We start from the raw sequence: 23,039 nt of genomic DNA on the forward strand, positions 1-23,039 counted from the left end.
ATAATCTGTAAATTAGCGTAACCAATCCTGTATCAGTCATGGCAAAAAATAAAACTGCCGAAACCGAAGTAAGCGTAAACGACTTTATTAACACAGTCGCCGACGAAAAGAAGCGTGCCGACGCTTTTAAGCTGCTGAAGATTTTTGAGGAAGAAACCGGTTACCCGGCAAAAATGTGGGGGCCGAGTATTATTGGCTTCGGCAGTTACCATTATAAATACGCCAGCGGACATGAAGGCGACATGCCTTTGGCCGGGTTCTCGCCACGAAAAGATGCTGTTTCTTTATATACTTACCTGGCAGCTGATAATCGCGAAGAGATGCTGCAAAGGCTGGGCAAGCATAAAGCTGCTAAGGGTTGCGTATATATCAAAAAGACAGAAGATATTTATGAAAGCGTACTCAGAGAAATGATTCGTATGTCAGTAAAAACATTGCAGGAGCTTTATTCGGCTCAATAATTTTTTCTGACCATTTTTTTTATATGTTCGAAATTTAACCTGCACCTCACCGCTGTATTTCCTATTTTTGCCGGCCGGCAAAAAACATGAAAGCAGCTTACTTTAAATATAAACCGCATTATAAAGATACCCTGAAACTGGCTATCCCGGTAGTGATCTCACAGGTGGGGCATATCTCTGTTCACCTGTCGGATAGCATTGTAGTGGGACATTTTGTAGGTACTGTGGCTTTGGCAGCGGTATCTTTGGTTGGCAGTATTTTTATTGTTCCGATGCTGATAGGCATGGGGATCTCTTACGGACTTACACCTCTTATTTCCCAGGAAAACGGTCGCAGTAATTATGCGGAATGCGGCAGGCTGCTTAGCAACAGTTTTATCATTAATTTGATTACCGGCGCCATACTTTTCCTGATCATGTACTTCGGTTCGGTTTATGTACTCGACCATCTTAAGCAGTCGCCGGAAGTTGTTGCGCAGGCAAAGCCTTTTTTAGTGTTGCTTGGCTTTTCAATTATACCGCTGTTAATTTTCAACACCTTTAAGCAGTTTGCCGAAGGGTTAGGCTTTACCAAACAAGCCATGCAGATATCCATTTGGGGAAACGTGATCAATATTTGCCTGGGGATAATTTTCGTAAGGGGCATGTTTGGTATTGAGCCAATGGGTATTAAAGGCGTTGGTTACAGTACACTTATTGATCGTTGCCTGATGGCTATCGCCATGTCGTTTTACGTGTTCAGATCAAAAAGATTTAAAGAGTATCTTAAAGGGTTTGTTTTTGGTAAGATAGATAAAATCCGCTGTATCAATATTTTAAAGATAGGAATACCTGTTGCATTACAGGGCACTTTTGAGGTTGGAGCTTTTGGTGGAGCAAACATTCTTATCGGCACAATTGGAGCAACTCAACAGGCTGCGCACCAGGTAGCTATCAATATGGCGGCCGTTACTTTTATGGTTGCTACTGGTATTTCATCTGCGGCGGCAATACGGTCGGGCAATAATTTTGGCGCTAAAAACCATCAACTATTGCGTATGTCGGCACTGTCAAGTTACCACATTGTGCTTGCATTTATGACCTTTACTGCAATAGTTTTTGTAATTGCAAACAAATGGTTGCCATGGATAGTAACAAATGATACTAATGTGATTGCTGTAGCTTCGCAACTGCTTTTGTTTGCTGCGGTTTTCCAGGTATTTGACGGTGCTCAGGTTGTTGGCTTAGGCATTTTACGTGGCATGGGTGATGTAAATATCCCAACAGTGATTACATTAATAGCTTATTGGATAATAGGTTTACCCATAGGATATTTTGCAGGGATTTATTTAGGATACGGCGCAAACGGCATATGGGTTGGCTTGGTTTGCGGACTTGCCGCGGCGGCAATTATGCTTTATTTCCGGTTCAATAAAATTAGCAGGAAATTACTTGTAACGTATTAACTATCAGAAGTATATATCGTTAGCAATTCTGTATGTATTGCAATGAGCTTCTACAATATCTTTAATGTCTTTCGAATAGCCGCCGCCCATACTAACCTGTAACGGGATACCTTTAGAAGCACACAGTTCCAACACCATCCGGTCACGCTGCTTGCATCCTTCCTTGGTTAATGATAACTTACCCAGCTTATCAGTGGCCAATATATCTACACCAGAAAGATAGAATACGAAATCAGGCTTTTGCTTTTCAAATAAAGTTGGCAGAGTTTGTCTCAAGATATTAAGGTATTCCTCATCTCCGGTACTATCGGGCAAATCAATATCAAGGCTTGAACGTTCCTTACGGTATGGAAAATTGTTAGCGCCATGCATGGAAAAGGTAAACACCCTTGGCTCATTTTCAAATATCTGTGCGGTGCCATTACCCTGGTGCACATCTAAATCAACTATTAAAACAGATTGAGCTATATTATTATTAAACAAATAATTAGCCGCTATAGCCTGATCGTTCAATAAGCAAAAACCTTCGCCCCAGTTGCTGCCCGCATGGTGCGTTCCGCCGGCAATATTGAACGCTATACCATTCCCAATGGCGTAATGGCATCCGTCGATAGTGCCCTGCGCTATCCGTATCTCACGCTCAATCAACTGTGCCGACAATGGAAAACCAATCCGCCGTATCTCCTTTGCCGGAAGCGTCAGATCTCTCAATTGATGCCAATAGTAAACATCGTGCGTAGCTGTTATTACTTCCTCACTACAGGTCGCGGGTGAAAACAGGTTCTCTTGTGTAATGGTTCCTTCATGAAGCAACTGCTCGGGTATCAGTTCATATTTAAGCATTGGGAAACGGTGGCCTTCAGGCAAAGGATGAGCGTATATAGGGTCGAAGGCTATTTTAAGCATTTTTCGCCTCGAATATTTCGCCCACATGTTTTTCAATTCCCTCGGCTATTGAAACCAGCGGAAGATCATTAGCATCAAGACCGAACGGATCTTCAATTTCTTCAGCTATCAGTTCAACACTGGCGAAAACAAATAAGATAAAGCAGACAAAAGGTATTACATAATAGCGCAGATCTACAACCCAGGCAAAAGGCAGCGTCATAATGTAAGTGAAGATAAACTTCTTTATGAATACGCTATATGAGAAAGGTATCGGTGTTTTTTTAATACGCTCGCAGGCGCCGCAAATATCTGTAAAAGAAGCCATTTCGGCATTTACACTTAACAGTTGCTCCGGATTGATAACGCCTGCTTTATTCAGTCTGTAAATGCGTGAAATTATAGCGGTTGCTACTTGATTAGGCGCATGTTTGCTCGTATCAAGGGTTATAAAACTTTGATCTTCATTGGTATGGATATCGCGTAAGTGACGCTTTAAAACCCTTGCATAAAATGGAATAGCGAAGTTGAAGAAGGCAATATCATCTTCGCTATGAAGCAGATATTTCAATTTGATGGCAAGGTTACGACTGTTGTTTACAAGGCTTCCCCATAGTTTGCGGCCTTCCCACCACCTGTCGTAAGCCGAATTGATACGGAAAGCAAGCAGTAAAGAAAATAAGAAGCCGATGGTTTGATGTACGTAAGTTATTTTAGTAAGCACATGTGTTTTTTCAATGCCCACTATAACAAGCAGCACATAATCAATTACGGCGGCGTAAACACCTACGGCAACAATCAGCGGAAACAGTTCGCGCAGGGTATCCGCGCGATGAAAAGTAAAAATGAATTTAAACCAATCTTTAGGGTTGTAACTTATCATAAATTATTCATTTTAAGTTTGTTTAATGCTTCATATAAACATACAGCAGCGTTATATACATCGGTAAAGGTATTGTATAAAGGTACGGCGCTTAACCGAATAACATCAGGTTCACGCCAGTCGCCGATAACGCCATGCTGTGTCAGGTAATTAAAAACCTCACGGGCTTTGTGCCGGCAAATCAACGATAGCTGGCATCCCCGTGCATCCGGATCAACCGGCGTAATGATGTTGAAGACATCTTCGCCATGCTTAAGATTTATATTCTTTATCAGCCACTCAAAATAAGCCGTTAGAGCAATGCTTTTCTTTCTCACGGGTTCTATACCGCCTGCGCGGGTAAAAATGCCAAGAGAGGCTTTATTTAGCGCCAAAAGCATTATCGGGCTTGTGCTCACCTGCCAGCCCTGTGCGCCATTAGCCGCGTGAAAGCCCGGCGCCATTAAAAAACGTTTCTCTTCGGCATAGCCCCACCATCCGGCAAAACGTGGCAGTTTATCATTACCATGATGTTTTTCGTGGACAAAAATGCCGCTTATGCCACCCGGACCTGAGTTCATATATTTATAGGAGCACCAGCACGCGAAATCGACATCCCAATTGTGCAGTTGTAATGGTACATTACCTGCGGCATGCGCCAGGTCGAAGCCGGCAATAGCCCCTGCCTGATGCGCGGCTTTTGTGATAGCCTGCAGATCAAAAAACTGACCGGTGTAATAATTTATTCCGCCGAAAAGCACAAGTGCCAGTTCATCCTTATGTTCCTCTATGGCTAATATGATGTCTTCGGTACGCAGGGTGTATTCACCTTCACGCGGTGAAACTTCGATAATTGCATCAGCCGGATCAAAACCATGAAACTTTACCTGGCTTTCCACGGCATACTGGTCAGACGGGAAAGCTCCGGCTTCCATTAGTATTTTATATCTCTTTTTATTTGGCTTATAGAAGCTTACGAGAAGCAGATGCAAATTTACTGTAAGTGAATTCATGATTGCTACCTCACTGTTTAAGGCGCCAACAATTGGTGCAGTAAGAGTGGCTACTTGTTTATGATAGCTTAGCCACGGAGCATCCCCCTCAAACCAGCCCTCAACCGCTTTGCTTTCCCACACCTTTAGTTGCTCGGCCAAATAATCAGCCGCAGCACGAGGCTGCAATCCCAGTGAATTTCCGCACAGGTATATCGCGTCTTGTCCGTTATGCTGCGGTATCAAAAACTCTTTTCTGAGATACTTCAATTCATCCTGCTCGTCGAGGCGGCGTGCAAATTCAGCGTTAAACTCGTAATTCATCAATTAATAATAGTAAACGGCGGTTATTTATTTGGCTTACTTACGTAAGGATTTCCCTTAACAAAAAAACGGTATGGCAGCAACGCATCTTCGCCTGCATAAGCAACACCAATACGTGGCCCTGTTTTCACGTCATCATCATTAAAGCGCACTCCTCTGTCTTCAACCCATATTGCATTACTTAATAAGCTGTAATTATTTACTTTACGTGATATACCTAAAGCTTTTGCTACACTTCCTGGCCCGGCTGTTATGGTGGGTTTTACAATTGTCATATTACGCCTGAACTGCATAATATCAACGCCAACCTCAGGCTGCACAGCCCTTATCAGCACCGCATGCGGAGTGCCCTCAGCAGCGGTAACAATGTTGAACATCTCATGTATGCCATAGCAAAGATATACATAAGCACGGCCGCCTTCTTCAAACATGGTTTGCGTACGCGGTGTACGGCGGTTTCCAAAGGCATGCGAAGCTTTATCAATAATGCCGTTATACGCCTCCGTTTCGACGATCATTCCCCCGGTAACAGCGCCATCAATATTTGTAAAAAGATATTTGCCAATGAGGTCTCGGCTTATAGCGACGACATCATTGGAGAGATAGTATGAAAGAGGTAGAATCATTCAGCTAATAACTGCTTTAACATTTGGTTTATCTCTTTTGCTTTGGTAAATATCATGAGATGCGAACCGTTATTAATAATTTGCGCGTTTTTGATGTATTTGTCAGGAAATATGGCATCCTTGTTTCCGGTTATATGATATACGCTGGCAGGTATCTCGCTATTTCTCCAATCAAGGATAGCCTTCATTGCCCACTTTATAAATTCAGGGGGCGTATTTTCCAGCATATCAACAAACAGTTCAGCGTTCTTTTTTGATATTTTACCGAACAAAGGCTTAAGCAAAAACTTGAGATTAACCAGCATATTATCGGGTATGTAACGGTATAACGGATACTTCCTGAAAAAGTAAAAGTAACGCGGCGCTTCGCTATCTGTTTTAATGCTTGAGATAATTATGGCTTTTTTAAGGTCGATTTGTTTAGCGATCTCAACTGCAACAATCCCACCCATTGAGTTGCCTATCACCACATCTCTTTCAGCGATATTAAACTGATTTATAATACTTTGTGAGTAAGTATTTAAAGTATCTTCAGGCTCGGGATTTATCCAGTTAACCATTATCACTTCATGTCCGTCAAGATTGATGTTTTTATAAATCCGGCAATCGGCGCCTAAACCGGGGATGAGGAAAATACGGCTCATTAAAACTTTATCAGTTTTACAATTTCTTCAAGATATTCTACATCAACCGCATCAAAGTGTGCTAAATGTTCGCTATCCACATCAAGCACACCAACCACCTCGCCGTTATTAAATAATGGCACAACTACTTCCGACTGTGATAATGAACTGCACGCGATATGCCCGGGAAAGGCTTCCACATCAGGTACAAGCAAAGTTTGTTCCTGCTGCCATGCCGCGCCGCATACGCCACGTCCTTTAGCTATACGGGTACAGGCAACCGGTCCCTGAAACGGACCAAGTACCAACTCACCATTCTTCACCAGGTAAAAACCTACCCAAAACCAGTTAAACTGCTCTTTAAGTGCTGCAGCAACATTTGCTAGATTAGCCACCAGGTCGGTTTCGCCTTCTATCAGCGCGGCTATTTGCGGTATCAGTGAAGTATATTGATCGGCTTTATTTACCGAGGTGCTTATGTTTAGATCTTCTGCCATATGACAAATGTAAAAAAGTAGGTTTGAAACAAAATAAGGCAAATCTCATATTTAATCTCTTATTTCGCATTGATGATTGTGAGTTTCACCGTAGTTCGGTATAAAAAGGCATATACTTTTTTTGCGCTGATGGCCATGGCGCTACATCGTTTGCCTATGGCAATGCAAAAGGGCTGCAGCTTTTGGAAACTATTAGGCAGCGGTAAAAATGGCACTTTCGACCTTTCGCCCGACTGGCAGCAATGGGGACTTCTGGCCGTATGGGAAAGCCGTGACGACTACGAGCGTTTTGAAGAGAATTCATTTGTTACACGCTGGTGGAAACAGTTTTGCATGGAGACATGGACCGTATTATGCATTCCCCTGCAAAGCCATGGGCTTTGGGATGGCAAGGATCCGTTTAAAACGCCTGCACTTGATCTTACTTATGCAGGCCCCATAGCTGTGCTCACCCGCGCTACCATCAGGTTCAATAAATTAAAAAACTTTTGGAGCCATGTTGACGAGGTTGCCGAACTGATGGCTAAAGCGCCGGGATACATTATGTCTGTAGGTATTGGCGAAGCGCCAGTGTATAAGCAGGCCACTTTCTCGGTTTGGACAAGCGGCGACGCCATGAAAGCCTTTGCTTATAAAAGCGATGAGCATAAAAACGTGATCAGAAAAACGCATCAGGAAGATTGGTACAGTGAAGCACTGTTTGCCCGCTTCGAGCCAATAGCTTCCTTTGGCACTATCAATGGAAAAGACCCTTTAGAAAATATTTTATGAGAATAATCGCAGAACTTCCGCACCCTGATTTTAAAATATCCATACTTTACATGAACCAAAAGTACATTGTAAAAATTGAACAGGGCGCGCTTGAACAAAGCTACAAAATACCTGAAATGGACCTTATCGATGGGGTAAACAGCGTGTTTGAACTGCTTGATGAAGAGTTTTTAAAGCGGGTTGCTGCAAGATTTACCGATATGAGAAAGGATTATAAAGACGCTTTTTTTAGATACAATTTTTAATTAATTAATCTTTGTATAACTTTGATTTATAAAAATTTATATTTTTATAAATAGAGTAACCAAATTTTATTTGGCATCATCAATTGCCATAATCTTGACGATTATACTTGTTTATCCGCTCTTAACTCGCTTTCATACTTCTGTAGTTGCAGACATTTTCCTAATTTAATGCCGAATTTTAACTGACTGAAAATTAATTAAACCCGGCGCCCTATGACTATTAAGTTCCGCTTAATACTGATGAACTTTATGCAATTTTTTATCTGGGGGGCGTGGCTGCTTACCATAGGCGCATACTGGTTTCAGAATAAGCAATGGTCGGGTGCACAGTTTGGAGCCATCTTTTCTACCATGGGCATTTCGGCCATCTTTATGCCTGCTATCACCGGTATTATTGCCGACAGGTTTGTAAATGCCGAAAAGCTATATGGCATTATGCATATCCTTGGCGCGCTATCGCTGTTTTGCCTGCCGCTTGCGCAAGACCCATTCACATTTTTTTGGGTGATGCTGTTAACCATGTTCTTCTATATGCCAACGCTTTCCTTATCAATCACAGTAGCGTATTCAGCACTAAAGGGCAGCAATAAGGATGTGGTTAAAGATTACCCTCCTATACGCATATGGGGAACTGTAGGCTTTATTGTGGCCCTATGGGTGGTGAGCCTTACCCATAATGAAACATCAGCCAACCAGTTTTATATTTCCGGAACTGTCGCTATGGCATTAGGTGTTTATTCGTTTACGTTACCTAAATGTCCGCCTCTACTAAAAACAACTGATAAGAGAACTATCGTTGACATACTTGGTTTGAACGCCTTCGCTCTATTTAAAACCCCGCGGTTCGCTATATTTTTTGCCTTCTCGTTACTTCTTGGTGCGGCACTGCAATTAACAAACGCTTATGGCGATACCTACCTGCATGATTTTAAAAACATTGCAACTTATCAGGATACTATAGCTGTGAAATACCCGGCTATCATCATGTCGATATCGCAGATATCGGAGACGTTGTTTATTCTGGCTATACCGTTCTTCCTGCGGAAGTTCGGTATTAAATATGTTATGCTGTTCAGTATGCTGGCTTGGGTGCTGCGCTTCGGTCTTTTTGCCTTTGGTAACCCGGCCGATGGTTTGTGGATGATTATCCTCTCGTGCATCGTGTACGGCATGGCTTTCGATTTCTTCAACATCTCGGGGTCATTGTTTGTTGAAACGCAAACAACTCCTAACATCCGCGCCAGTGCACAGGGTTTGTTCATGATGATGGTTAATGGATTTGGCGCGTTGTTCGGCAGTTTTGCCAGCGGCTGGCTTATCGATAACTATTTCACTCATGCCAATCAAACTAAAGACTGGCAGGGCATATGGCTTACCTTTGCCGGATATGCCCTGGTGATATCGGTTATATTTCCTTTTGTGTTCAGGTACAAGCATAACGCTGCACTTAAAGAAGCTATTGAGCATATTTAAACTACCCTATATTGATTTAAACTATTACCCTTTATATGAAGAAGCATTATCGTCATGAAAATGATTGTTTGAACTGCGGCACCGAACTGGAAGGTAAGTTTTGCCATAACTGCGGGCAGGAAAACCTGCAATTGAAAGAGAGTTTCGGCCATATGATGACCCACGCCATATCCGATTACTTTCACTTCGACCATCAGTTTTTCCATACGCTTCGTCCGCTGTTTTTAACGCCGGGAAAGCTAACAAACGAGTATATGGCCGGCCGGCGGGCGCAATACCTGCATCCTGTTAAAATGTACATTTTTGTAAGTATTGTTTACTTTTTGTTACTGTTTGAAGGTAGCGGACACGAAGAAAAGAAGGAAGTTGTACATAAGAAAGATAAGCTGACCAAAGAGCAGGCGGCAGAGGCAAAAAAATCGCTTGAGGATGTACCTTTTATGCCTGCGGCAGCAAAAAAGAGGGCGTATGCTGAGATTGATTCAAATGTGGACACGGCATCAACCGATACTTCAAGTCATAAAAAGAGCTCTTCTGTTGCTCTTGATGATGAGGAAGAGGACACCGACGACACCGGCGAATTCATGTCGGGTTTAGCCGAGGGTATGGGAGCAAGTGATAAATCGTATAAATCAGTTGAGGAATATGAAGCGGCACAAAGAAAATTACCCGATGGCAAACGAGACGGCTTTTTAACACGGTACCTGGAACAGAAAAAAATTGCCTGGAAACAAAGCGGCAAAAACGGGAAAGAAGTAATAATTGAAGGCATTAAGCACAATGCTCCTAAAATGATGTTTGTGTTATTGCCTGTATTCGCGCTGATTTTGAAAATATCATTTTACAAAAACAGGAAATTTTATGTGGAACATCTGATACATTCTATCCATTTGCATAGTTTCTTATTTCTTTTCTGTACAATTATTATGCTTGCCCAAATGGGGCTTCCGGACGCCTGGCATCTTGATGGCTGGATGTCATTTTTAGCATTTTGTACTATCGTGTGGTATATATATCGCTCACTACGCACAGTTTACCACCGCAGCCGCTGGAGAACTATAAGTAAGATGGTAGGCATGACGTTCTCATACTGGTTTTCTTTCGGTGTGATTTTTATCCTTATGGTAATTATAACGGCGCTTACTGCTGTATAAAAATAAAAGGCCGCTGATTAGCGGCCTTTTGTTTTTATAACATCTATTAAGGTTAATATATCTGGTAGCTTAAGCTAACATTGAACAGATTAATACGGGTTTTGCCCTCACCTCCTTCGAAAGAATAACCTTGCTTAGTTAAGCCAAGTTCGTAACGTACATCAAGTGATACTTTTTTAATATCAAGCCCTGCACCAAACTGCCACGCAAAATTCTGATTTTTAACGTCACTTAAAGTTACGGCTCTACCTAATGCCTGACCAGTGCTTTGATCATCATTAATTTTAAATGAAACTAAAGGGCCGGTTAAGAAACGGCCGCCAAGTCCGAAAGCGCCAATTTTTCCGCCTAATAACAACGGAACATCAATGCTGGTAAATTTAACTTTGTTAACTGCAGTTACGCCTTCTACTTCAGTTTCTATATTCACATTTTTACCGGTTATATAAAGTTCAGGCTGGAAGTTGAATCCTAAACCACCCACCCTCGCGTAAATACCGCCAAGATAACCGGCACGGTTGCCGCTGCTGAAATCAGGATCGGAGAATGACAGGCTTGACAGGTTAACACCGCCTTTAACACCAAACGAAAAACTTGGAATAAGCTGTGCTGAAGCAAATTGAGTGGCTCCTGCCACCACCACAAAAAGTAATAGTAACTTTTTCATAAAGGTTATAAATTTATTGTAATACAATCAGGTTGAAATATTGTGCTAAGATATGTGCAAATGAATGAAATAATTATGATATTTATTCAATAGATAAGTATGTCTCAATCTCCTCCTGATCTGTATAATTACCATAAATCACAAAAATATTTCAGATATATCCTGATTGCAACCGTTGGTATATTGCTGGTCACACAATTGGTTGCACAGATAAATATTCATCCTATAGTTAACTCTCTATTCATAGTAATTCCTTTTTTTGTAGTTGTCATTGGTACAATAACCGGCTTTTACTATTTAGTTATGAGCTTTGTCCGCAGAGAGACGTTTCGTAAAGCAAGAATGTTGTATGCGTTTGGCTATGTGTTCTTTATGCTGATTGTGTACGCATTTACAAAGGATATCGTATTTCATTTACTTTAAAGCCGACAATTAATAAACCCGGTTGCAGCGGAAACCGGGAGTGTGACTAAGGCCCGCAGCCGTATGAGCGAAAAACGGGACTGCAATAATCGATAATGCAGTGACATTGATTTTAAAAACCCATAGTTCTTATTTATTTCTTGTCATGCTGAGAAACGAAGCATCTATCGACGATACTCCACTACGCTTAGAATGACAAGTTCGAGATATCGCTTCCTGCCAATTTGACAACCTCACCCCTTTTGGAACACGCCTTGTTAATTGCGTGATGTACTAAAAACTAAAACTATAATACATATGCAAGAAAAAGGCACGATTTCGATACACACCGAAAACATTTTTCCAATAATCAAAAAGTTCCTTTACTCTGATAACGAGATATTTTTACGCGAGCTGGTTTCAAACGCGGTTGATGCTACGCAGAAAATTAAACGCCTGGCATCGCTTGGACAATACAAAGGCGAACTTGGCGATTTGCGCGTTGAAGTGGCTTTTGACAAGGAAAAGAAAACCATTACCATCAGCGATAACGGTATTGGTATGACTGCCGATGAGATTAAAAAATACATTAACCAGATAGCTTTCTCGGGCGCTACTGAGTTTATGGAAAAATTTAAGGAAGCTAAAGATGCCAACGAGATCATCGGTCGTTTTGGCTTGGGCTTCTACTCGGCGTTTATGGTGGCGGATAAGGTGGAGATACAAACCCTGTCGTACCAGGAAGGCGCCGAGCCTGCTTACTGGGTTTGCGACGGTAGCACCGAATTTGAGATTGGCGAAGGCGAACTGGAAGAGCGCGGAACTGAGATCACCCTGCACATTAACAGCGAATCGGAAGAGTTTTTAGATAAGTACAAACTACAAAGCATACTTGATAAATACTGTAAATTTTTACCGGTGCCTATTAAATTCGGTACTAACGAGCAGGAAGAAGAAGACGGTGTTGACGAGGAAGGCAAGCCAAAATATAAAACCGTTGAGGTTGACAATATCATCAACGAAACTAACCCTATCTGGACAAAACAGCCTAACGAGCTGAAGGATGAGGATTACCTGAGCTTTTACAAAGAGCTTTATCCATATAGTGAAGACCCGCTTTTCTGGATACACCTGAATGTTGATTATCCATTTAACCTGACAGGTGTATTGTACTTCCCTAAAGTGAAGAATGACTTCGATTTTCAGCGGAACAAGATAAAGCTATTCTCGCGCCAGGTATTTATTACCGACGAGGTGAAGGACATTGTACCTGAATTTTTGATGCTGCTGCACGGCGTTATCGATTCGCCGGATATTCCGTTGAACGTATCACGTAGCTTTTTACAGGCCGACAGCAACGTTAAAAAGATAAACAGCTACATCACCAAAAAAGTAGCCGACAAACTTGCGGAAATATTCAAAGCCGACCGCAAAGGCTATGAAGAGAAATGGGCCGACATTGGTTTATTTGTAAAATACGGCTTTGTGAGCGAAGAGAAATTTTATGATAAAGCTAAAGATTTTGTATTGCTGACAAACACCAACAACGAAAACTTTACGCTGAATGAGTATAAAGAGAAAGTTGAGCCTCTTCAAACAGATAAAGACGGCCAGCTGATTTACCTGTACACCAACGATGCTACCAAACAACACTCGTTTATTGAATCGGCTAATAACAAGGGTTACGATGTATTGTTGATGAATTCGCCAATCGATAATCACTTTATCGGTCATCTGGAGCAAAAGCTTGAAAAAACTTCGCTTAAACGCGTGGATGCTGATGTAGCTGACAAACTGATTAAGAAAGATGACGCCCCTGAGCATGTGTTGACTGAAGAACAGTCGACAAAAGTGAAGGAGATCTTTAATAAAGCAATAAGTAAACCGGCTTACCGCGTTGAGCTGGAAAGTTTAAGCCCGGAAGAACTGCCTGTAACTGTTACGCAGGACGAGTTTATGCGTCGTATGAAAGACATGGCAGCCATGGGTGGTGGCATGGGCTTTTATGGCAACATGCCTGACAACTACAAGGTGATAGTAAACGGCAACCACAAACTGGTAAGCCGCATACTTGAAGCTGATACTGAGGAAGCGCAGGCACAACTGGCCAAACAGGCTTTTGACCTGGCGCTGCTTTCACAAGGCTTATTAACCGGCGCCGACTTGACTGAATTTGTTAAGAGAAGCGTAAGTTTAATATAACCAGTAAGTGTAGTGAAGTATTTATTGATAGATACTTCACTACACTTAGAATGACGAAGAAAGTAAGTATCCCACACCTTTAGTGTGGGATATTTACTTTATAAGCATCTTATTAAATTGGAGGCTTAGAGTCAGTAATTATTTTCTACTTGCTATCAACCACTAACGTATTTCCGGCTTGTGTTAGACCCCACTGTTTATTAGGTTTCGGACCCATTACCAATACTAACTCTCCTCCTGCTACTAACTGTTCATGCGTAAACCAGGGGCTGTTTAACTGTTGTCCGTTTATGGTAGCGCTTTGAATGTATTTGTTTATAACCGAGCAATTTTTGGCGATCAGCTTAAACTGCTTGCCGTTAGGTAAATTGATCAAAATATTCTCAAACACAGGGCTGCCTATATTATAAACAGGTACACCGGGTGTAACCGGGTAGAAACCCATTGATGAAAATACTACAAAGGCTGTCATGCCCCCGCCGTCCTCATCGCCCGGAATACCAAATACATTGTCCTTGTACCAGGTGTCCAGTAAAAAGCGGATACGTTTCTGCGTTTTCCACGGCGCGCCTACATAATTGTATAGATAGGGAATATGAAAACTTGGTTCGTTACCCATTGAATACTGCCCTACTATACCCGTAAAATCCGGAAACTTCGCCCAGGTTTCATGCTTACTGCGCTCAAGGCTTTCGCGAAAAAGCTGGTCTAAACGCGCTTGAAACTTATCAGCGCCACCCATCAAATCTATCAAACCGGGTATGTTTTGCTGCACCTGCCACATGTATGTCCAGCCGTTGTTTTCGTCATAGTAATCACGGCCACCCATACCGCCGTCAAACTTAGGGTCAATATCTATCCAATTACCTTTGGCGTCCTTCGGCATAAACAGCATCTCCTTGTCGCTCCAAAGATTTTTATAGTTGAATGAGCGTTTCAGAAAATGTTCATAATCGGTCGTCTTACCTAACTTTTTTGCTATTTGTGCAAGCGCCCAGTCATCATAACTTGTGCCCAGGGTAACCGCTACGGCCTGTCTTTTTTCAAAGCTTTGTACATTGGTATCGGTCTCTTGCTCATCGGGATGCAATGCCGGGTAATATCCATTTTTATAATAAAAATCTTCCAGAGGGCCTTTTGGGCCGTTACGCCACGGCAGCATTGTAGCCTGTGTTGCATTTTTACGCATGCCCTCATACGCTTTGTTAATATCAAAGCCCTTTAAACCTTTGCTTAACGCATCAGCAAATACAACTGTCGAGTGAAACCCATTCATACAGGCATGGTCGCCAAACAAAACAGGAAACGTCGGCATCCAGCCGCTCTGCTGGTACATATCAACAAAAGAGTTCAAAATATCGCCTTCCTGCTCAGGGCTCAAAATCGTGCGCAACGGATGGTGCGCCAGATAGGTGTCCCACATCCAATCGTCAACATAAAAAGGGCGGTTGCTTTGATGGATCTTTTTATCATAACCGCTATAATATTTACCACCTTCGTTGATGTTAACAGGACGTTCGTAACAGCGATATAAGGCTGAATAAAAACTTCGTTTTTGAGCTTCGGTACCACCGGTTACATTTATTTGCCCCATTACTTTGGCCCAGGCTTCTTCACCCGATGCTTTTAAGGCAGCGAAAGTGGTACCGGCCAACTCTTCGGCATAATTCTTTTTAGCTTGTTCGGCGCTTATAAATGATACAGCATAGCGTAAGCTGATTGTCTTTTCTTCATTACCGGCAAAATTCAACCATGCCTTCGCCGGATTTCCTGTTACTTCAGTTGTAGTAGATATTTTATTATTAGTGACACTACCAAACTTTGCTTTCTCGCTTAACACAGCATACACGTACACTTTTATATCGTCGTGGTACGTTTCCATGCCTGTAAGTTCGGTACCTGATGTTAGTTTCCATTGTGCCGCGCCGTCGTTATATCCGCTTAACAAAATGCTCTTTTCACTATTAGCCGGAAACCTGAACTGGTATATCCCAACCCTCTTGCCGGGCACGTATTCAACCGTTACGTCATCATCAATAAGATACGTTGAATAATACCATGGTCGTAATACTTCCAGATCGTGATCATAGGTCATACGTGAATTAAATCCGCTTTCAGTTATACTTTTAACAGATGGTTTTATAGAGAAAACCTGCCCAAGCCTGTGAGAGACTATCAATAGCGGAAAACTGGATATCTGATCGTCAATGTAATCTTTACGGATAGGAAACATCCGCATTATTTGGTTGGGAAGCTGCACTGTCGGCCGCGTTGGTTCCAGCAGATGGCCAACGTTACCTATCGACGGATCAACATACTTTAAGTTACCGGTACCGGAATTGTTTTGCGCCATAGCAGGCACACTTAGTGCAGTAAACAGCAAGCTGCTCAAACAATAGTTTTTTACTCTTTTTTTTAGGAATGTAATGGTGTACATGTTTGATATATTAGATACTTTTTTTGAGGGTGTACCGCTACATCAACCGCATTTCAGGCACAGATTTTAGCAATAAACCTGTGCCTAAGTACATCTTAAGCATTAAAAAAAACTTAAATTTATATTAGAAAAGCAGCCTGCTGATATTTAATCTACACAATATTTATTGGCTTGATAATGTGCTATAGGTTTGTTACAAATAACGGATAGTAACATTCAAAAGGGGCCGTTAAGCGGTCCCTTTTGAATGCAGTGACATTAGCTATTCGATGTGCGGTGTAGGGTGGCTTGCCGAATAAGGTAATTGTCCTTTTATCATTTTACCCCCATCGCTAACCAGGCGCAGGTAAAAGTCTGACGATACGGCCACGCCATCGGCATCCAGTGTTAAAAACCATTTACCAGCAGGTATTTGTGATGTATTCTCGGCAGTTTTGAATATTTGGGTCGCCTCGTTTACCTCATCAAACATGGCTACATATACACTGCGCACACCTGAGTTTTTAAATACTGCGAATTGCGACCATAAAAAATCACCATGCCGGCGGGGAAACTGATTTTTAGGTGAGGCATCTCCATTTGTATTATGAAACGAGGTGCCGGGATACGCGCAGGGTTGATAGTCGATACCATTGGCCTTACAAAAATCTCGGTCGCCATTTACCCACGAGCCATAGTTGCCATCAACCACACGGCCCACTGCCCAGCCTGATATCATATTAAAAGCTTTGTAAGTATTAATAAAATTTGGTTGAGAGTCGCCGGTGCCGGTGCGCCATTGGCCGGCTACCGAACCTATTACATAACAGCCTTTAGCCTTGAACCAGTTAATCAGATCCAAAGCTTCGGCAGCATTGCCCGGGTGATGTGCATAACCCAGGCCATAAATTGACACGACAGGCTTACCATTTTGCTTGGCATATTGCGGCGATGATAGCAAATCCAGACTGCCGGTAATAGTGTTTTCCCAGTCGGCTTTCATGACTTCAAGATTTTTCCAGCCTGATGCATCATACATTATATAAAACTTAACCCCATTGGCTTCGGCCGCGTTTTTCACCTTGGTAGCCATGCCGTCTCTGAAAGCTTTTATATCGCTGCCGGGCGTTATTTCGTTACAAAACCTTTGCAATGCGGCACAGTCAATATTGTACTGTTTCATCCATTCAAAGTGCTTATTGACGGTTGATGCGTCCCATGAGGAAAACATCTTTGCCGGCTGGCCATTCTCTAAGTCGGGCAATGTGGTTTGGTAGGTGGTGGCATATTCACTTACATCGGGCCAACTTTCAATATTTTGGTGCCCCCAGTTGTTTTGCGGCGAACCATCGCCCGCTGCGGTGAACCACCCCTGATAGCCCACTGTTATTTTCCCCACAACATCGCCTACCGGTGATTCTTCCGGAGTTTCGGGAACGACAACTACCGGGTCATCATCATCTTTCGGAGGTTTAGGATTGCTCTTTTTTGAACAAGCTGTAAAAACAATTAGCAACAAAATGCCATACAAAATACTTAGTCTTCTCATTTGCTGATGCTTTGATTTATAAATTGATTGAGCAGCAAATAACAAGCATGGCATTAGCTATGCATTAGTTACTAATTAATACGGCGCTCAAAGTTTAAGCGCCGTATCAATTAATAAAGAAATTGCAGGTAGCAAGGCTTTTTAGATAACGACGTTACCTTTTTCCAGTACCGAATGGAAATCTTTATCGAAGCTGTTTCCATACATGTTTTTGTACGCCTTGGTAAACACTTCAAATGTGCTTTTAGCAAGCGAATGTTTGCCCAGCGTAACAAACGAGCGGCATTTTAATATCATGGCCTCTTCGTTAACCGGGTCGATATTTAATATATAGCTTGCTATTTTAATCAAGAACTCCGGATCGTTATGATGTTCAGGCATTTGCAGGAAATGCAGATAAGTATTAATGATATCATTTGATATTTCAGACTTGAAGATATCCAGCCACTCATACTCGCTGGTTGATAAGAAACTGCCCCGTTGTACAATACTCGACAGGTGCTGTATCTGATTATCATCAATGCGTTTACGGTTATTTATTATGTTCAGATAGCTATGATAATCCACATAGAAATGATGGTAGTCTATCTCGATCATCCAGTATCCCGAATCTTTTGAAAGTTTGCAGTGTTCAAGTTTCTCTAATAGCGATTTCAATTTCACTATAGCTACCGACCGGTTGTTACGGGCGCTTTTTTCAGATTTATCGAACCAAAACATTTCGTTCAACTTATCAGAACTTACCCCCCTACCCAACTTAACTGAATGTAATAACAACAACAGGAACAACTCTTTTATAAGCGGTGTAAAAAGCTTTGTAATGCTGTTGCCTTCAGAATCAAACACCTGCAGATCACCAAACAACAATATAGCATTTTTAAACTGCGGAGTTGCTGCCGACTTGGTTTCACTGTGTTCCGCCAGTTCCATCTCGTTCAACTGCAGATCACTATCAACAGAAACAGATTCGCCTGAATTGTAAGCTGATGGAGTAAGTAAAGCTTTTTGTTTCGCTTTCTTACGCTGATGATACACCAATACTGCCACACCCGCAAGTAAACAAAGCGCGGCAAGTGCAATGTACCAGGTATTTTTATTGGAATTGGCCAATAGCTTATCAGACCCGAAGTAAGGCGGGCCAAGCAACGTAAACATGCGAACCACAGTTTTATTGTCGTCACCTCTTAATAAGGTAACTGCGATAAATTTGTTACTCTTTTTACAGTAGTACAAGTCGGCAAATGAGTGCACGTCATGAAACGCATATGGTATAGCGCTGCCCAGCACCTGGTATGATGGATCTTTTAACGAACCCCGTATTAATTGTAATGTTGAGTTGTACTTGTTCCGCGGAAATATTAGCCCATAGTAAACATTGTGCTTACCATCAATTACCAAAGAATTGGCAAGCGCGAAATCCTCACTTTTAATCTTGAGCTCAAACAGTTTCCTAAAGGTTTGATCCTTCACAGTAAACCGCATCATGTCATACAAATTCCTCGGATTAAGTATTTGCTCACCGCTGGTACTGCCATATCCACCCAATATATAAGCCGTATCACCGTTTGCCGTGGCTCCTAATCCTGCAAGGTAGCGTGGCGTAAAAAAGTCGCCTTTGTATTTTATGCTATCCCATGTATTTGTATTGAAGGTATATTTCTTTACCTCGTTTTTATATAAAAGATAGCCATACCCGCCAAAAATGTATAACGATGAATCATTTTTACAAAACATCTTGTTTGAGTGCCAGTAACCGGTAACATCCCCTGTCGGGAAATTTTTGCTCCAGCTACCGTTATCAAAATTATATTTAGCAACAGCTTCACGACCCATAAAATAGTTGTACAGGCTATTATCAAGCTCGTTGTAAAATGAGCGGTTACCCTGATTAAGGTTCATTGCCACCCTGGTTTGATTTTTTGACCAGGAGGATTTTCCTACCGAATAGGTGTAAACCGTATCGGCGGCTACTATGTATATTTGCTCTTTTTTATTGTTAAACGCTACGCTGGCTATGCCATTAACTGTAAGCGGGGCTGTACTGTTCCAGTTTGAATGAAGGGCCGTTTGCCATTGAGGATTACTAACCGCCGACTTTTTATTTTTAATAATATCAAACGCATAGTTGCCGCTTACTTCGTTCAAAGGCCAGTTATATTCGATGCTTCCTTTGTCATAAACAACCACATTCCTGATCTTCATCGGAGGGATATCAGTGGTTTCAAAACGCTCGCATTTATTAGCGCCAAAAACAATTTTATAACATCCGTTTTTCTTGATTGCTATATTTTTTTGCGTGTAGGTTTTATTATTGCTGATAACGCTAAGCGATTGTTTCTCAACATCAAACCTTACACGAATTTTATTCCATTTGTTATACAGATTTGTGCGTGGTATGTTATAGTTAACACCTGAAAGCGAGTCGCCGACAATAACATTGAAGTGGTCTTTAGCTGTGTTATAAACCAGGTCGTAATTATTTTTATCGTTTTCAATAATGCGCAGTATGTAGCCGAAATAGACATTACGGTGCGGTACAAAAGAAAGCTCAAAAGAAATATCAAAGTTTCCTGAAAAGCACAGATCTTTTTCAGATGTCAGATCGAGTGTGGTACGTTTATCCTGATGCGCCTCATGGCTTGCAAAACCTAAACCATAGTTTTGGGCATAACTGTTTAAATTACAAAATACAGTAAGTAAGCAAATAACAATACTATTTAATGTAAAGTAAAATCTCATCATAAAAACGCCTTGTTAGCAGGTTATCAATAAATTGATCAGGATTAATTGGCGCCAATACTGGCTTTAGGTTATAATCTCTATCAAATTTAACTGTTATTTTACAAATCCATACTATCTCTTTAATTAAAATTAGCGTTACCACCAGCTTATTAACAATACCATTTGCGGAATACAATTCGAGATTATTTACTACCTGTAAATGTGTAAACTTTTCCGGGCAGGGTTTTAACATCATATACCCGGGTTTCAGGAAGTTGTATTTCCGGCAAATTTGCCTTTGACGATGTAAGCGGTTTTTCAGCTTCTTCAGTTATATAAAACCTATTCGGGTTATTACCGGTAGCTTCTTTCAAACCGGCGGCGTTTTTAAGCTTGTTGGGAACCCTGATACGGCAATTGCCACCAAGTTTAGACAGGATAGTTACACTAATAAGTTTATGATTGGCCCATGTCATGTTCTTAATTTCAAACCCACCACGTGCCATTAAACCGCTGATACTACCTTCTTTCCACTCATCGGGCAAGGCAGGCAATAAGTATATAGCGCCATCGTGACTTTGCAGAAGCATCTCCGCTATACCTGCAGTACACCCAAAATTCCCGTCTATCTGGAAAGGCGGATGCGCGTCAAACAAATTGGGATACGTACCCCCGCCGCTGTTTTCGCCTATATTTTGACCGGCCGGGGTAAGTTGGTTCTTTATTAATTTATAGGCATGGTTACCATCAAGCAACCTCGCCCATAAGTTCACCTTCCACCCCATCGACCAGCCTGTTGATACGTCGCCACGCTGAATAAGTGAGGTACGTGCCGCCGCAAATAATTCCGGCGTGCGGTAAGGCGATATTTGCGCTGAAGGGTATAATCCGTACAAATGTGACACATGGCGGTGTTTATCGTTTGGATTATCAATATCTTCCAGCCATTCCTGCAATTGTCCGTACTGACCTATTTGCATTGGAGCCAGCCTTTTGCGCATGGCAACAAGTTGTTTAACCAAATCCTGATCGGCATTTAATATCCCGGCGGTTTTTATGGTGTTTGTAAATAAATCGAACAGTATCTGGTTATCCATTGTGGCTCCGGCTGTAATGGATACTCCGTGATGAGATTGCGGCGCATTTTCAGGCGACATTGATGGCGATACTACCATCCATTTATGTGCCGGCTCTTCAACCAAAAAATCAAGGTAAAATTTTGCAGCGCCTCTTAGTGCCGGATAAATATCCTGCAGGTATTTTTTATCGCCGTTATACTCGTATTTATCCCAAAGATGGCGGCTTAACCAAGCACCACCCATTGGCCACATTGCCGAATAAATACCATCAACCGGACCGGTTATCCGCCACAAATCGGTATTATGATGGGCTACCCAACCATCGGCGCCATACATTACGCGCGCTGTTTCTTTCCCCGTTTCAGATAACTCTTTTACCATTTGTATAAGCGGCCGGTGCATTTCAGGCAGGTTGGTTACCTCGGCAGGCCAGTAATTCATCTCGGTATTTATGTTAATGGTATACTTACTGCCCCATGGTGGGTTCATAAGCGGGTTCCATATTCCCTGCAGGTTTGCAGGCTGCCCACCGGGTTGCGAAGATGATATTAACAGGTAACGGCCAAACTGGAAGTATAAAGCCGCTAATTGCGGATCATTACCTTTAGCAAAGTCGCGTATACGGATGTCTGTAGGATTTTTTATCGAATCTGTTTTGCCAAGGTTGATCTTTACGCGGTTAAAAAACTTTTGATAAGCTTTTATATGATCAGTTGTAAGCTGGCCATAAGGCTTTTTTAAAGCTTTATACAGATAACTTTCAGCACGTTCACTTTCGTCGGCGCTTAAGTTATTATAGCTGACAAAATTTGTAGCAAGTGAAATATATAAGGTTACCGTATTGGCATTGCGAACGCTGATTTGCTCGTTGGTTGACAAAATAGTGCCTCCTTCTGCATTTATCTTTACAATCGCTTTAAACTTCACCTTGCCCGTTTCGCCCTCTTTATTTCCACTGATGCCTGCCAATGTCAACTGATTATTCTCCTGTGCATTTATAACAGACTTTTGCGGACTTGACATACCGGCATTAAAGGTGATACTACCCTGCTTGCTTGCCGTTAACCGTATAACGATTACCTGATCGGGAAATGATGCATAGGCCACCCTTGTGTACTTTACGCCGTTTAATGTATAAGTTGTTTTGGTAACAGCATTGGCTATATCCAGTTCACGATAATAGTTTAAGCAACTATCATGTCCCGGAAAGGTGAGTTTCAGATCACCAACGGGCTGATAGTTCATTCCGTTGTTTCGTTTTGATTGTATGGTTTTTTCGGCCAGTTTACTGGCTTCTGAGTACCTGCCTTCAAATATTAATTTGCGTATTTCGGGTAAAGCCTGCAGCGCGTCAGGATTATCGTTACGGTTAGGACCGCCGCTCCAAACAGTTGATTCGTTCAGCCTGATCAGTTCATTTTCAGGATTGCCATACACCATTGCAGCAATGCGCCCATTGCCTATAGGTAACGCAGCCTCCCAAACTTTACCGGCGGGTTTATCATACCATAATTTAAGGTGATTGCTTTGAGCAAATACTGCTGTTGAAACTAAAAGGAACAGCAATATTTTAAAAGATAATTGTATTAATCTTAACATAATATAAGGTTTATTACGGCAGCTATACCGCTATGGCCATATAATA

Annotated in this window: 18 protein-coding genes; 7 read left to right on the forward strand and 11 right to left on the reverse strand. The window is 41.9% G+C overall.

Annotated elements, in window-relative coordinates; translation table 11 throughout:
* Positions 1-38 precede the first annotated feature (38 nt).
* Positions 39-461: a DUF1801 domain-containing protein gene (locus EOD41_RS09940; RefSeq protein ID WP_127704661.1), complete on the forward strand. Its 423-nt coding sequence runs from the start codon at positions 39-41 to the stop codon at positions 459-461.
* An 86-nt stretch (positions 462-547) separates the two neighbouring features.
* Positions 548-1,906 carry an MATE family efflux transporter gene (locus EOD41_RS09945; protein WP_127704662.1) on the forward strand — a complete coding sequence of 453 codons (1,359 nt, stop codon included), beginning with the start codon at positions 548-550 and terminating at the stop codon, positions 1,904-1,906.
* Between the two features lie 3 nt (positions 1,907-1,909).
* Here the strand turns inward: EOD41_RS09945 and EOD41_RS09950 are convergent, their stop codons facing one another.
* Genes EOD41_RS09950 through EOD41_RS09975 form a run of 6 tightly spaced genes read right to left on the reverse strand, consistent with a single transcriptional unit; the run spans position 1,910 to position 6,715 of the window.
* Entirely contained in the window at positions 1,910-2,812 is a 903-nt protein-coding gene (locus EOD41_RS09950; RefSeq protein WP_127704663.1) for a histone deacetylase family protein, read from the reverse strand.
* Entirely contained in the window at positions 2,805-3,674 is an 870-nt protein-coding gene (locus tag EOD41_RS09955) for a bestrophin family protein (protein WP_127704664.1), read from the reverse strand. Before EOD41_RS09955 ends, EOD41_RS09950 begins: the two co-directional genes overlap by 8 nt.
* Complete coding sequence (kynU, locus tag EOD41_RS09960; protein WP_127704665.1) at positions 3,671-4,969, reverse strand: kynureninase; 1,299 nt, start codon at positions 4,967-4,969, stop codon at positions 3,671-3,673. Before kynU ends, EOD41_RS09955 begins: the two co-directional genes overlap by 4 nt.
* A gap of 23 nt (positions 4,970-4,992) precedes the next feature.
* Complete coding sequence (locus EOD41_RS09965; protein WP_127704666.1) at positions 4,993-5,595, reverse strand: DNA-3-methyladenine glycosylase; 603 nt, start codon at positions 5,593-5,595, stop codon at positions 4,993-4,995.
* Positions 5,592-6,239: an alpha/beta fold hydrolase gene (locus EOD41_RS09970; RefSeq protein ID WP_127704667.1), complete on the reverse strand. Its 648-nt coding sequence runs from the start codon at positions 6,237-6,239 to the stop codon at positions 5,592-5,594. The genes EOD41_RS09965 and EOD41_RS09970 overlap by 4 nt, the downstream gene beginning before the upstream one ends.
* The gene (locus EOD41_RS09975; RefSeq protein ID WP_127704668.1) at positions 6,239-6,715 is read right to left on the reverse strand and encodes a GAF domain-containing protein; all 477 of its coding nucleotides are present in this window, start codon (positions 6,713-6,715) and stop codon (positions 6,239-6,241) included. The genes EOD41_RS09970 and EOD41_RS09975 overlap by 1 nt, the downstream gene beginning before the upstream one ends.
* 72 nt (positions 6,716-6,787) lie before the next feature.
* Between EOD41_RS09975 and EOD41_RS09980 the strand changes: the two genes are divergently transcribed.
* From EOD41_RS09980 to EOD41_RS09995, 4 genes are all read left to right on the forward strand, one after another.
* On the forward strand, positions 6,788-7,486 hold the full coding sequence (locus EOD41_RS09980) for a DUF3291 domain-containing protein (RefSeq protein WP_127704669.1): 699 nt from the start codon (positions 6,788-6,790) through the stop codon (positions 7,484-7,486).
* Complete coding sequence (locus tag EOD41_RS09985; RefSeq protein ID WP_127704670.1) at positions 7,483-7,731, forward strand: hypothetical protein; 249 nt, start codon at positions 7,483-7,485, stop codon at positions 7,729-7,731. Before EOD41_RS09980 ends, EOD41_RS09985 begins: the two co-directional genes overlap by 4 nt.
* 213 nt (positions 7,732-7,944) lie before the next feature.
* Positions 7,945-9,204: a nucleoside permease gene (locus EOD41_RS09990; RefSeq protein ID WP_127704671.1), complete on the forward strand. Its 1,260-nt coding sequence runs from the start codon at positions 7,945-7,947 to the stop codon at positions 9,202-9,204.
* 35 nt (positions 9,205-9,239) lie between these two features.
* Positions 9,240-10,358 carry a DUF3667 domain-containing protein gene (locus EOD41_RS09995; RefSeq protein WP_127704672.1) on the forward strand — a complete coding sequence of 373 codons (1,119 nt, stop codon included), beginning with the start codon at positions 9,240-9,242 and terminating at the stop codon, positions 10,356-10,358.
* 52 nt (positions 10,359-10,410) lie between these two features.
* On the opposite strand, the gene EOD41_RS10000 is transcribed toward EOD41_RS09995, so the two are convergent.
* The gene (locus EOD41_RS10000) at positions 10,411-11,025 is read right to left on the reverse strand and encodes a porin family protein (RefSeq protein ID WP_127704673.1); all 615 of its coding nucleotides are present in this window, start codon (positions 11,023-11,025) and stop codon (positions 10,411-10,413) included.
* A 720-nt stretch (positions 11,026-11,745) separates the two neighbouring features.
* Between EOD41_RS10000 and htpG the strand changes: the two genes are divergently transcribed.
* Positions 11,746-13,629, forward strand: a complete 1,884-nt coding sequence (htpG, locus tag EOD41_RS10010; RefSeq protein WP_127704675.1) for a molecular chaperone HtpG — start codon at positions 11,746-11,748, stop codon at positions 13,627-13,629.
* A gap of 145 nt (positions 13,630-13,774) precedes the next feature.
* Here htpG and EOD41_RS10015 read toward each other — a convergent pair whose 3' ends face one another.
* The 4 genes from EOD41_RS10015 to EOD41_RS10030 form a co-directional block, all read right to left on the reverse strand.
* The gene (locus tag EOD41_RS10015; protein WP_127704676.1) at positions 13,775-16,066 is read right to left on the reverse strand and encodes a GH92 family glycosyl hydrolase; all 2,292 of its coding nucleotides are present in this window, start codon (positions 16,064-16,066) and stop codon (positions 13,775-13,777) included.
* A 262-nt stretch (positions 16,067-16,328) separates the two neighbouring features.
* Positions 16,329-17,594 (reverse strand): glycoside hydrolase family 71/99-like protein, encoded by a 1,266-nt coding sequence (locus EOD41_RS10020; RefSeq protein WP_127704677.1) that lies wholly within the window; start codon positions 17,592-17,594, stop codon positions 16,329-16,331.
* 141 nt (positions 17,595-17,735) lie between these two features.
* Positions 17,736-20,336 carry a Kelch repeat-containing protein gene (locus EOD41_RS10025; RefSeq protein WP_127704678.1) on the reverse strand — a complete coding sequence of 867 codons (2,601 nt, stop codon included), beginning with the start codon at positions 20,334-20,336 and terminating at the stop codon, positions 17,736-17,738.
* Positions 20,337-20,518: 182 nt separating this feature from the next.
* On the reverse strand, positions 20,519-22,993 hold the full coding sequence (locus EOD41_RS10030) for a glycoside hydrolase family 95 protein (RefSeq protein WP_127704679.1): 2,475 nt from the start codon (positions 22,991-22,993) through the stop codon (positions 20,519-20,521).
* Positions 22,994-23,039 lie beyond the last annotated feature (46 nt).

Source organism: Mucilaginibacter limnophilus (assembly GCF_004005815.1).
GTDB classification, from domain to species: domain Bacteria; phylum Bacteroidota; class Bacteroidia; order Sphingobacteriales; family Sphingobacteriaceae; genus Mucilaginibacter; species Mucilaginibacter limnophilus.